This window comes from Candidatus Pelagibacter sp. PS_17 (assembly GCF_059417945.1).
The window spans coordinates 753,498-765,366 of sequence record NZ_CM182073.1; the positions used below are offsets into that span (position 1 = coordinate 753,498).

The 11,869-nt window shown below is 31.0% G+C and carries 11 protein-coding genes and 1 riboswitch; of the genes, 4 read left to right on the top strand and 7 right to left on the bottom strand.

Going from position 1 to position 11,869, the window contains the following annotated elements; translation table 11 throughout:
- The first annotated feature begins 40 nt into the window (after nucleotides 1-40).
- Nucleotides 41-1,285: a PQQ-dependent sugar dehydrogenase gene (locus AC5SML_RS04045; protein ID WP_494616882.1), complete on the top strand. Its 1,245-nt coding sequence runs from the start codon at nucleotides 41-43 to the stop codon at nucleotides 1,283-1,285.
- A 56-nt stretch (nucleotides 1,286-1,341) separates the two neighbouring features.
- Here the strand turns inward: AC5SML_RS04045 and AC5SML_RS04050 are convergent, their stop codons facing one another.
- Genes AC5SML_RS04050 through AC5SML_RS04060 form a run of 3 tightly spaced genes read right to left on the bottom strand, consistent with a single transcriptional unit; the run spans nucleotide 1,342 to nucleotide 4,929 of the window.
- On the bottom strand, nucleotides 1,342-1,968 hold the full coding sequence (locus AC5SML_RS04050) for a class I SAM-dependent methyltransferase (protein ID WP_494616884.1): 627 nt from the start codon (nucleotides 1,966-1,968) through the stop codon (nucleotides 1,342-1,344).
- 4 nt (nucleotides 1,969-1,972) lie between these two features.
- On the bottom strand, nucleotides 1,973-2,986 hold the full coding sequence (locus AC5SML_RS04055; RefSeq protein ID WP_494617646.1) for a ribonucleotide-diphosphate reductase subunit beta: 1,014 nt from the start codon (nucleotides 2,984-2,986) through the stop codon (nucleotides 1,973-1,975).
- Nucleotides 2,987-2,991: 5 nt separating this feature from the next.
- Nucleotides 2,992-4,929, bottom strand: coding sequence for a ribonucleoside-diphosphate reductase subunit alpha (locus AC5SML_RS04060; RefSeq protein WP_494616885.1), 1,938 nt, complete (start codon nucleotides 4,927-4,929; stop codon nucleotides 2,992-2,994).
- A 156-nt stretch (nucleotides 4,930-5,085) separates the two neighbouring features.
- Here AC5SML_RS04060 and AC5SML_RS04065 point away from each other — a divergent pair, with 156 nt between their 5' ends.
- The 3 genes from AC5SML_RS04065 to AC5SML_RS04075 are packed head-to-tail and all read left to right on the top strand — an operon-like array spanning nucleotide 5,086 to nucleotide 7,987.
- On the top strand, nucleotides 5,086-6,540 hold the full coding sequence (locus tag AC5SML_RS04065) for a phosphomannomutase/phosphoglucomutase (RefSeq protein ID WP_494616886.1): 1,455 nt from the start codon (nucleotides 5,086-5,088) through the stop codon (nucleotides 6,538-6,540).
- Entirely contained in the window at nucleotides 6,524-6,799 is a 276-nt protein-coding gene (locus AC5SML_RS04070) for a hypothetical protein (RefSeq protein WP_006996766.1), read from the top strand. Before AC5SML_RS04065 ends, AC5SML_RS04070 begins: the two co-directional genes overlap by 17 nt.
- 45 nt (nucleotides 6,800-6,844) lie before the next feature.
- Nucleotides 6,845-7,987, top strand: a complete 1,143-nt coding sequence (locus tag AC5SML_RS04075) for a glycine cleavage T C-terminal barrel domain-containing protein (protein WP_494616887.1) — start codon at nucleotides 6,845-6,847, stop codon at nucleotides 7,985-7,987.
- Between the two features lie 589 nt (nucleotides 7,988-8,576).
- Here the strand turns inward: AC5SML_RS04075 and AC5SML_RS04080 are convergent.
- From AC5SML_RS04080 to AC5SML_RS04095, 4 genes are all read right to left on the bottom strand, one after another.
- The gene (locus AC5SML_RS04080; RefSeq protein ID WP_494616889.1) at nucleotides 8,577-9,482 is read right to left on the bottom strand and encodes an aminotransferase class IV; all 906 of its coding nucleotides are present in this window, start codon (nucleotides 9,480-9,482) and stop codon (nucleotides 8,577-8,579) included.
- A gap of 92 nt (nucleotides 9,483-9,574) precedes the next feature.
- Nucleotides 9,575-9,760: a hypothetical protein gene (locus AC5SML_RS04085; protein ID WP_006996719.1), complete on the bottom strand. Its 186-nt coding sequence runs from the start codon at nucleotides 9,758-9,760 to the stop codon at nucleotides 9,575-9,577.
- Nucleotides 9,761-9,785: 25 nt separating this feature from the next.
- Nucleotides 9,786-11,129, bottom strand: coding sequence for an NAD(P)/FAD-dependent oxidoreductase (locus AC5SML_RS04090; RefSeq protein ID WP_494616890.1), 1,344 nt, complete (start codon nucleotides 11,127-11,129; stop codon nucleotides 9,786-9,788).
- A gap of 117 nt (nucleotides 11,130-11,246) precedes the next feature.
- Nucleotides 11,247-11,798, bottom strand: coding sequence for an OsmC family protein (locus AC5SML_RS04095; RefSeq protein WP_494574628.1), 552 nt, complete (start codon nucleotides 11,796-11,798; stop codon nucleotides 11,247-11,249).
- Nucleotides 11,799-11,802: 4 nt separating this feature from the next.
- Nucleotides 11,803-11,867, bottom strand: a riboswitch (SAM riboswitch).
- Nucleotides 11,868-11,869: the final 2 nt, after the last annotated feature.

Below are 11,869 nucleotides of genomic sequence, written 5' to 3' on the forward strand. Positions count from 1 at the left end.
CATTATATTTTAGAAAATTCTAAGGTTGTATTTTTAAAAAATGCACAAAAAAAAATATTTATTTTTCAGTTGGTTATTAACTATATTAATAGCAATTATATGGACCTATGAAAACCCCGAAAAAATTGAATATATAAAAGACAAAGCTAAACTATACAAACCTGAACATAAGTTTGAGGATTTAAAAAGAAAAAAAAATAGTGATATATTCAATTCAAATCATTTTACATTAAAACTTGAAAAAATAATCTCACTAGAAGACAAAACTTCATTTGTAGTAAATAATTCTAATAACAAAGATTTTAATATTAATGAAGTTGAAATTTTCACACAAGAGGGTTTTAGTTTAAAAAAAGATAACGTTAAAAAACTAAAAATTAATAAAAATTTTACTAAAGACTTTAATGGTGGATTAAAAAATGTTTTTTATGTAAATGAAGAGATCTATGGTTTAGCTTCTTCTAAAAACAAAAACTGTTATTATGCAGCAATTGTAAATCTCTCTGATGGTCTCGAGCTATTAAAATCTCAATGTTTAACATTAGATGAGGGCACAACTATTGATTTTAATGGACTGGGCAGTAGCTCAATTCATTATAATGATAAGATTCTAATTAGTATAGGAACACCAACAACAAACTCTATTTCTATTAATAATTTAGCTCAAGACAAAGACTCATATTTTGGTAAAATTTTATATATTAATATTGAAGACTTTAAAAAACAAAAAATAGAACTTAAGAATTTTTCGATAGGTCATAGAAATCCCCAAGGAATAACACAAATAAAAAATAAAATTTTTTCAGTGGAACATGGCCCTCAAGGTGGTGACGAGCTAAATAAGATCACGTTAGGTTCTAATTATGGTTGGCCTAAAGTTTCATATGGAACTAAATACTCTTACGATGATGGTGGTAAATCTTACCCATTAGGGCACGAAGAAAATGGATTTAAAGAACCATTATTTGCCTTTGTACCTTCGATTGGAATTTCTGCATTGAATACTTGTCCCTCTAAATTAAAAAATTATTACAAAAAAAATTGTTTGATTGGATTATCTCTTTATGGCAATAATTTAAGACCAGGAAAATCACTATTGATTTTTTTATTAGATGAAAAACTAGAAAAAATTCACTCTATAGAAAAAGTTTATTTAGACAGGCCTTTGAGACACTTCATGACAAACCGTAAAAATGAAATTTTTGAGGATTCTAATGGAAATATATATCTATCGTCAGATTTTAATGGAATATATAGATTAAATTTTGATAATTTTAGAAATTGATTTTATATTTTATAAAGTATTAGAAAAATAAGATTTTAAAATCTAAGCTAGAAAAGTTAGTTTTTTTCTATTTTTACAAATCTTTCAAAGATATTTTCAGACTTAAAATTATTATCTCTGACAAATTCATCAATAGCTTGTTTGACCCCTGGTGCTTGACTTAAGTTATAGTCATCACAAAGAATGGTTCCATTATTATCTAGAACTGGTTTTGAATAATGAAGGTCATTTTTAACCGTCTCATAAGCATGTCCTCCATCTAAAAAGACATAGTCAATTTGAGACATATCCATCTTTTTTAAAAGTAAATTTGAATTCCCTTTAATTAAATGAATATTTTCTTTAAATTTTTTTAAAAGATAGGTTACCGCCTCAACTGAGTATGGATCTTGTCTTAAGATATATTTAAAATATATTTGCTTTAACGGATTATTAAACTTAGTGTTTGGTATAACTTCATTAGCATTTTCAACACTCTCACCAAACAAATCTAATCCTATATATTTGAAATCATTTCCATGAATGCTGTGTAATAACTCACAAACATTTCGTGCTGTAACACCATGAAACACACCAATCTCAAGGAAATTTTTAGGTTTCTTGGAGGCTATTTCATTAAGAAAATGCTCTCCAATACCTTCTTGTTTAAGGCTAGTTTTTCTAAAATATTTCTTATATTTCAAAAGATTAACTAAAGGCTTCTGTCCAAGTTCCTTGTGTAGATGCTTTAGAATATTCAGTAGAACGACCCTCAAAGAAGTTCATGTGTTCAACTGCATTCAACATAGAATCTAACCAAGTAAGTGGGTTCTTGTCCACATCATAAATTGGCTCTAATCCAAGCTGAGATAATCTTCTATTAGCAATAAATCTTATATAAAGTTTTACATCTTGCGCCGTAAGACCTTGCATAGGACCCATTTCAAAAGCTAAATCAATGAAAGCATCTTCATGCTCAATGATTGTTCTGCATGCTTTATAAAGTTCTGCTTTTAATTCAGGAGTCCAGATTTCTGGGTTCTCATGAATGAACTCTTTAAACAATCTAATCATAGAATTACAGTGCAACGTTTCATCTCTTACTGACCAAGTAACAATTTGGCCCATGCCTTTCATTTTATTATGTCTTGGAAAGTTAAGTAAGATTGCAAAACTTGCAAATAATTGTAAGCCTTCAGTGAACGCACTAAATACAGCTACTGTTAATGCAATATCTTTTTTTGAACTCATGTCAAAATTTTGCATATAGTCGTATTTATCTTTCATCTCTTTATATTTCATGAACGCAGAATATTCTGATTCAGGCATTCCTATCGTATCAAGTAAATGAGAGTAAGCTGCGATGTGAACTGTTTCCATTGAAGCAAAAGCAGTCATCATCATTAAAACTTCTGTAGGTTTAAACACAGTTGTGTAATGTCTTAAATAACAATTTTGTACTTCAACATCAGCTTGAGTAAAAAATCTAAAAATTTGTGTTAATAAATTTTTTTCAGATTGAGTTAAATTTTTCTGCCAATCTCTAACATCATCACCAAGAGGCACTTCCTCTGGTAACCAGTGAATTCTTTGTTGTGTTAACCAGGCATCATAACACCATGGATATCTAAATGGTTTGTAAACTGGGTTTTCAACTAATAGCCCCATTTTTTGTGGTTGAACTATTTTTTCTTTTGGTGGTTGGATAATTTTAGCATCCATTTTTTCTACTGACATGATAGGCACTCCTCGTATTCTGGTTGTTCAGTTGTTTGTGGTTTTGATTTGTAAACGTTCGCGGTAACGTCTGTTGCTTTAGTGTCATTAACATTTTCCGCACGTTGAATTGATTTTGATCTGCAATAGTAAAGGCTCTTTAAACCTTTTTTCCAAGCATCAAAATGAATTTTATGTAGTTCTCTTTTATGAATATCCGCTGGTACAAATAAGTTAATTGATTGTGCTTGAGATATAAAAGGCGTTCTATCTCCACTTAATTCAATAATCCATTTTTGGTCCAATTCAAAAGCAGTTTTGAAAACATCTTTTTCTAAATCAGTTAAAAAATCTAAATGAGAAACAGAACCTTGGTTTGTTGTAATTTCAGACCAAACATCGTCTGTATTTTTCCCATGTTTTTCTAATAACTCTACTAAATATCTGTTTCTAACATTAAATGATCCAGATAAAGTTTTGTGCGTATAACTATTAGCTGCAACTGGTTCTACTCCAGGGGATGCTCCACCACAGATAATAGAAATCGATGCAGTTGGTGCAATAGCAGTTTTATTAGAAAATCTTTCATTATAACCATAATCAGCAGCATCTGGACATGGTCCTCTTTCATCAGCCAAATCTTTTGAGGCTTGATCTACATGCTCTTGAATATGTTTAAATATTTTTTTATTCCAAGCTTTGCTCATCACAGATTCAAGTGGAATACTATGTTGCTGTAAATAAGAATGGAAGCCCATAACACCTAGACCAACACTTCTTTCTTTTTCAGCAGAATATTTTGCATCATCAAATTGTTCAGGAGCTCTTTCAATAAAATCAGTTAATACATTATCTAAAAATCTCATAACATCATTAATCATAACGTTATCGTCTTTCCACTCATCATACTTTTCTAAGTTTAAAGATGATAAACAACAAACAGCCGTTCTATCTCTTCCATTTTTATCTATTCCCGTAGGTAAAGTTATCTCACTACAAAGGTTAGAAGTTTTAACAGTTAAGTTAGCAAGTTTGTGATGTTGAGGAATTTGTCTATTAACTGTATCGATATAGATAATATAAGGTTCGCCTGTTTCAATTCTTGCAGTTAATAATCTAATCCATAAATTTCTTGCAGAGATCGTTTGTTGTACAGTTCCATCAGCAGGACTTTTTAATGCCCATTGTTCATCTGTCTCAACAGCTCTCATAAATGCATCTGATACTAAAACACCATGATGAAGGTTTAATGCTTTTCTATTTGGATCACCACCTGTAGGTCTTCTCATTTCAATAAACTCTTCAATTTCAGGATGATCAATTGGAAGGTAACAAGCAGCAGATCCTCTTCTTAATGAACCTTGGCTAATCGCCATCGTTAACGAGTCCATTACTTTAATGAAGGGAATTATTCCTGATGTCTTTCCAACTTTACCAATTTTTTCTCCAATAGATCTAAGGTTACCCCAGTAACTTCCAATCCCACCACCTTTAGCAGCTAACCAAACGTTCTCACTCCATAAATCAAGTATTCCATTTAAGCTGTCTGATGCTTCATTTAAAAAACATGAAATTGGCAAACCTCTTTTGGTTCCACCATTAGATAAAACTGGAGTAGCTGGCATGAACCATAAATTACTAATGTAGTTATAAATTCTTTGTGCATGTAAATTGTCATCTGCATATGAACTTGCAACACGAGCAAATAAATCTTGAAAAGATTCGTTTTGACCTAAGTATCTATCTTTTAAAGTTGCTTTACCAAAGTCAGTTAATTTTGAATCTCTTGTTCTATCAATTTTAATAATTATACCTTTTTCATTTTGAAAAAGTTCTGTATCATTGCTAAGTGAAAATAAATCTGGACCTTTACTCTTTGAAAGTTCGCTATTATTTGGGCTATATTCGGAGACAGCTTTCTTGAGTGCCTGTGATAGTATTTTGTTCATATTTTAATATTTTATAAGTTATTTTTCACAAAACAACTACATGTTGTATGCTGAAACCATTGATACACCATATAAATCATTATTCAACAGAACATTTATAGAACATAAGAAAAAAAAATCAATAAAAAAATAAAATGAATGTAAGAAAGGTTAACAATGACAACAAATTTAAAAATAGATCCATATGGCTTCAGAGAGTATGACGCGAGATGGTTGTATGAGAAGGACATAAACCAACTCGGAATAGAGAATCTGGGCAAAGGTTTGGGCACTCAAATTATAAAACATACTAAAAAAACCAACCCAAGAGTAATTGTTGGTCATGATTATAGATCTTACAGTGAAGAAATAAAATCTGCTCTTAAAAAAGGACTACTTTCAACTGGATGTAATATTGAAGACATAGGTTTATCATTATCCCCTACTGTTTATTTTGCACAATTTAATTTAGATGCTGATGCTGTTGCAATGGTAACTGCTAGTCACAATGAAAATGGTTGGACTGGAGTTAAAATGGGTATCAAAAAAGGTTTAACCCATGCACCAGAAGAAATGAAAGAATTAAAAGAAATAACTTTAAATGAAAATTTCATAAAAGGAAAAGGGGTTGAGAAACAAATAGAAGGTTTTCAACAAATTTATAAAGATGATTTAATAAATAAAAATAAAATAACAAAAAAAATTAAAGCAGTTGTTGCTTGTGGTAATGGGACGGCTGGAATATTTGCCCCTGAAATTTTAAGAGGAATTGGTTGTGAAGTAATTGAGCTTGATTGTGATCTAGATTGGACTTTTCCAAAATATAATCCAAATCCAGAAGATTTAGAAATGTTACATGCAATCGCAAAAGCTGTAAAAGATAATAATGCTGATATTGGTTTTGGCTTTGATGGTGATGGTGACAGAGTTGGTGTGATAGACAACATTGGAGATGAAATCTTTTCAGATAAAATTGGATTATTGATTGCAAGAAACTTATCTAAAACTCATAAAAATTCTAAGTTTATTGTCGATGTTAAATCAACTGGATTGTACGCAACTGACAAAGTGTTAAATGAGAATAACTGTCAAACCATTTATTGGAAGACGGGACATTCACACATTAAAAGAAAAGTTAATACAGAAAAAGCTTTAGCTGGATTTGAAAAAAGTGGTCACTTTTTCTTTAATCAACCATTAGGTTTTGGTTATGATGATGGAATTAATTCTGCAATTCAAGTGTGCCATTTATTAGATAATGAAAACAAATCTATGAATGAGATTATAAAAGAACTACCTAACACTTTTCAAACACCAACCATGGCTCCCTTTTGTAAGGATGAAGAGAAATACCAAGTAGTTGAAGAGTTAGTTAAACAAGTAAATGAATTAAAAGATAATAAAACAAAAATTGATGATCAAGAAATTAGTGAAGTCTTAACTGTTAATGGTATCAGATTTTCTTTTAAAGATGGTTCATGGGGATTAATTAGAGCTTCATCTAATAAACCATCTCTTGTAATTGTTACTGAAAGTCCAACATCGAATGAGAGAAAGAAAAAGATCTTTGATTTTATTGATGATCTTTTACAAAAAACTGGCAAAGTTGGCGAATATGATCAAAAAATATAAATATTTACTAATTTTTATCCTCCTGTTTACCTCTAAAAGTCACGCTTTAAGCCCTGAATATGAGAAGGAATTATACATTGGTTGTTACTCTAACTCTAAAGCTTATATTGGCCCGGATGGTGCTAAAATATACTGTCAGTGCACCGTTGATAAATTAAGTGCAAAATTTAGTGATGAAGAGATGGATGAAGTTTTCAGCAAAGAGCCTGAAGAGATTATGGAGCAAACAGCATTTGCGACAGAGGATTGTGAAAAATAAGAAATAAAGCTTTTAAAATAATCAAATAATTAATAGGTTTTGAAAATGGAAGATAAAAAAAACTTCGGTTTTGGAACGCAAATTAGAAAATCCCCTTACTTTAATTCAACTGTTAAATGGGGTGCAACTGGCTTTTCAGTTTACAATCACATGTACATTCCTCGTGACTTTGGTTCTCCTGAACAAAACTTTTGGAATTTAGTTAATGAAGCAATTTTATGTGATGTTGCAGTGGAGCGACAAGTAGAAATTACAGGACCCGATGCTACAAAATTTATTCAACTGTTAACGCCAAGGGATTTATCAAAGCTTGCAGTTGGACAATGCAAATATGTTTTAATAGTTAATAATGATGGTGGAATTTTAAATGATCCAGTTTTATTAAGATTAAAAGAAAACCATTATTGGTTATCACTTGCTGATAGTGATATTTTATTATGGGCACAAGGCGTTGCAATCAATTCAGGTCTTAATGTTAAAATTATTGAGCCCGATGTCTCCCCTCTTCAATTACAAGGACCAAACTCTGGAAAAATTATGGAGGCTTTATTTGGTGAAAGTATTAATGATCTTAAATATTATTGGTTACGTGAATTAGATTTGGATGGCATTCCTTTAATTGTCTCTCGAACAGGCTGGTCTAGTGAACTTGGTTATGAGTTATATTTAAGAGATGGATCTAAGGGTGACAAACTTTGGGAAAAAATAATGGCAGCTGGTAAACCTCATGGATTAAAACCAGGTCACACATCATCAATTAGACGTATTGAAGGTGGAATGTTATCGTACCATGCTGATGCTGATATTAACACTAACCCTTATGAATTAAATTTAGGACGACTTGTGAACCTTGATACCGATATAAACTTTATCGGAAAAGTTGCTTTACAAAAAATTAATAAAGATGGTGTTAAAAGAAAACAAGTTGGTGTGATCTTAGATTGTGAACCCTTAACTGGACCCAACACTACCTTTTGGGAAATCTTAAAAGATAATCAGCAAGTTGGTAAAATTACTTCTGCAGTATATTCACCAAGACTTAAACAAAACATAGCCCTTGCAATGGTTACAATTAATAATTCAGAGATTGGAACTGCACTCGATGTTAAAATGAATGACAAAATCATTAAAGCAACAGTTGTTGAAAAACCTTTCTATGATCCTAAAAAGAAGCTAGCAAGTTCCTAGTAAGTCAAGTATTCATAAACCATGTTATCTCCAAAAGATTATATCTCTCTTTACTTGCTCGTAATTGTTCTAACAGTTGTTTCAGTTAACTTCATGTACCGTCTTTATTTTTAGTAGAAACCTCCATCTTTAGCTATGAAAGAAAATTTTATTAAGCTTATTGATTTGTAATCAATAGGTCCGCGGTTAGAATCCGTGCGGGGGCACCATCATCCAATAAAATCAGATATCTAAGTGAAGGAATGAGAGTTAATCAACTAAAAGGTCGTAGAATTTAAAGATTGATTAATAAAACTATTATAGCGATAGTTATTAACACAGCACTGACAATAATATAATTCAATCTAATATTAAATTTTTTAAACACTATTTCAGTAATCTTTTCCCAGAATAATACGATTAAGAAGATGATTATAGCTGGCAGAATATATTTGATCATAAATCCATAATTATTGTGTAAGCTAAATAAGTAAGTTCAATGGCTAATAGTATTTCAAGTCCAGACATAATTTAAACCTACCAAACCTTATATCAGGTGTCCAGTTGATGGAATGAAGACGAAGATAACTGCTTGTTTAATGTTCATTTTTTATAATATGTCATTTATAGATGTACTCCACATAGGATCTGAATGCTTATCCCAATAGAGTTTGTGAATTTTTCTTGTAATATCCCCTACCGTTCCTTGTTTAATATTTTCCCCACTTACTTTTGTTATTGGCATTACCCCTCCTGCAGTTGAGGTTGCAAATAATTCTTTAGAGGATTTTAACATTTCAATCGTTATAGATTTTTTATTAACTTTGATATTTAGTTCTTTTGCTAAATCAATAACAGTTTGTCTTGTGATACCTTCTAATACTCCATGGTCTGGGGTATTAATTCCATTTTCATCAACTGAGAAAATATTAAAGCCTGGGCCTTCAGAGATATTATTATCCTCATCAACTAATAAAGCAGTATGATGTCCTCTCTCATAAGCATCAAGCATACCGGTGACTAAATCCATCCAATGATAATTTTTAATAGTAGGATCAACTGAACTTGGAGGAATTCTTGTTATATCGGTTAAATATACATCTAATCCTTTTTCAAAATCTTCTGGTTTAAGTATCCAACCAAAGGGTACTGCAAAAGCCATAAAACGTGGTGTCGCTTTTCGAGGATCTCTAACAAAATTTGGAGACATTCCTCTTGTTTGTATCATTTCAACATAAGAATCTTCAAGATCAGCTTTTTTAACACAGCCTGCTAATATTCTTTGTATTTCTTCACGACTAAGTCTGCATGGCATTCTCAGTTTTTCTGTTGATTTAAAAAAACGATCAATATGTTTATCTAATTGAAAAAATCTATCCTTCCAAACATGGACAACATCATATGTGGCATCAGATCTTAGAAAACCCCAATCTAAAATAGGAATTTTAGCTTCAGAAAGTTGAATGAATTCACCGTTCATCCATGCCGATCCTTTTGGAAAAATATCACTCACCAACAAACCCTACCAAAACTTAAATCAGGTGTCTAGGTGATGGAATTAGCTAACACTAAATAAGGATAAAGAGATCTTGAGAATGGTTAATATTGTTATTTAATAATCCAAAAAATGATATTTATTATATAAACCAAAATACCATAAAATAAGAACATTAGAAATTTGTCTTTTCCTGACTTTTCTTTCCAATTCAAAGTAAATAACGCAGCAGGTGATGCAACTAGTAAAATAACCCCAACAACAATTACCAATACTGATAAAATTATAAATACATTCATAAATTAATTTTTATCATATATTTTCTTAAATATTAAATCTGTCTTTAATTGCATAAAACCACACCGCTAATCTAAAATAAAATGTTCTTAACTGGGGGAAGATAAATTTCTTAGGTAATCCTTTATAAATTTTTGAAATATCTAACTCTTTACTGTTTGATAATACTAACTTAGACAATTGTTTTCCAGTCCAAGGAGCAGCACTCACTCCAACCCCATTATAACCAAATCCATAATAAATCTCTTCATTATCAATTTTACCAATGGAGGGAGTTAATTTTTGAGATAAAGCAATTAATCCCCGCCAATTATAATCAATATTAATATCTTTCCATTTAGGAAAAATATCTTTTAAAAATTTTTCCATTTTCTTAGACATATTTAAATTAGATTGATCACTGCCACTTAAATCCCCTCTAGTGCCAAATAAAATTCGGTTGTCAGGTAACTTTCGATAATAATATAAAAGATTTTTAGTATTAGCTATTGGAGAAAATGTTTTAAAATTATGTTGGTCAATTTCTTGCTTCGTTAAGGCTCGGGTGACAATAATATTTGAAATTACTGGTAAAATTCTTGAATTCATCTCTGGGATTAAGCCTTCTTGATAGAACCCGTTTGTTGCAACAACTATTTTTTTTGATCGAATAGATCCTTCTTTCGTCCTTAAAATATAAGCACCATTCTCTTTATCAATTTTATCCACTTTAGTGTGCTCGAAGATTTTTAATTGTTTAGATAAAGCATATTTTGCAATGCCATTAACAAATTTAAGAGGATTGATTGCAAAACCAGGTTTATAAGAAAAAGCTCCAAATTGCTCTGTGCCACCATGGCCAATTTTATCAAAGTCTTCTTTTGAATAAATCTCAGTTTCAATGCCAAACTCTTCTCTGTAAGCTTTGGCTTGTTCTTGAATATCTTTAAACTTATTTGGATGATGGGCTACAACGTAATTACTATCCCCCGTTACATCACAATCAATATTATATTCTTGTATAATATCTTTTGTATAATTTGAGCCTTCAACAGAGTTTTTAAAGAACTTTTTAGTTTCATCATTGCCGTAAATAGATTGCATCTTTTTAAAAGACATCTTACTTGGCGGTAGAGAACAGAAACCTGCATTACGAGATGAAGCCCCCCAACCTATTTTTCCAGCTTCAACTAAAATGACCTCTAAATTATGATTTTCTATTAAATTAATTGCACAGGATAAACCAGTGTACCCTCCACCTATTACAACAATTTCTGAGCTGACATCTTTATTAAGTTTATCTAGATTTAAATTTTCGCTTGAATGATCTTCCCAATAACTACTAACTGGGGTGTTAAATTGATAAATATCAGAATGATAAATATTTTTCATTAACAAGACCCTAGCACGCAATTAATACTTAATTCTAGTCAAACTTCTAATTTTTTAGGATTTGAAATGAACTTAAAAGACTTAAGCCCTATTTTCATAGGGCTTAAATTAGATTAGTTAAGCAGCACTTGCTCTTTGCTCTATGTGCTCTTTATTATTAGAACTTGAAGAAACCTTTTGAAACAATTTAATAGGAACTCCTTTTGATAAAATATCTAATACCGGGCAATGTGTATTTACCGTATCAATCAATTTATCTATTTCTGCTTTAGGTGATGAAGATTTAATATCAACAGTACCAGAGATGGATTGAAAGCCAGGTCTAGTGTTTTTATTTAAAGCTAAAAAACCCTGAAGATCTAATTCACCTTTTAATTTAACACTAACACTCTCAATATTAATACCCGCTGCTGTAGCAAATGCTTTATAGGTTATCTCCTGACACGTTGCTAACGCTGCTAATATTAACTCTACTGGGCTCGGACCTTCGTCTTTACCACCAAAACTTTTGGGTTCATCAACAACTAATTTATGCTCTCTAAGAGTGACTACAGATTGAAGTCCTTCTTTAAGAATTGAGTTGCTTTCATATTGGACCAAAGCATTTTTGGGGTTGGCTGTAAAATCCTTCTGTAGATTGCTTATTGTTTCTTTTAGATTGTTACTCATTTTTTTTCTCCTGTTTTAGTGCTTCGACATATGTCAGGCGCACAATTTAGTTAAATGCCCTTCTTAATTTA

Bases quoted from the DNA above. Each gene is read 5' to 3' on its own strand.
- AC5SML_RS04045 (WP_494616882.1), top strand. From the start codon at position 41: ATGCACAAAAAAAAATATTTATTTTTCAGTTGGTTATTAACTATATTA.
- AC5SML_RS04055 (WP_494617646.1), bottom strand. From the start codon at position 2,986: ATGGATGCTAAAATTATCCAACCACCAAAAGAAAAAATAGTTCAACCA.
- AC5SML_RS04060 (WP_494616885.1), bottom strand. From the start codon at position 4,929: ATGAACAAAATACTATCACAGGCACTCAAGAAAGCTGTCTCCGAATAT.
- AC5SML_RS04065 (WP_494616886.1), top strand. From the start codon at position 5,086: ATGACAACAAATTTAAAAATAGATCCATATGGCTTCAGAGAGTATGAC.
- AC5SML_RS04070 (WP_006996766.1), top strand. From the start codon at position 6,524: ATGATCAAAAAATATAAATATTTACTAATTTTTATCCTCCTGTTTACC.
- AC5SML_RS04075 (WP_494616887.1), top strand. From the start codon at position 6,845: ATGGAAGATAAAAAAAACTTCGGTTTTGGAACGCAAATTAGAAAATCC.
- AC5SML_RS04085 (WP_006996719.1), bottom strand. From the start codon at position 9,760: ATGAATGTATTTATAATTTTATCAGTATTGGTAATTGTTGTTGGGGTT.
- AC5SML_RS04090 (WP_494616890.1), bottom strand. From the start codon at position 11,129: ATGAAAAATATTTATCATTCTGATATTTATCAATTTAACACCCCAGTT.
- AC5SML_RS04095 (WP_494574628.1), bottom strand. From the start codon at position 11,798: ATGAGTAACAATCTAAAAGAAACAATAAGCAATCTACAGAAGGATTTT.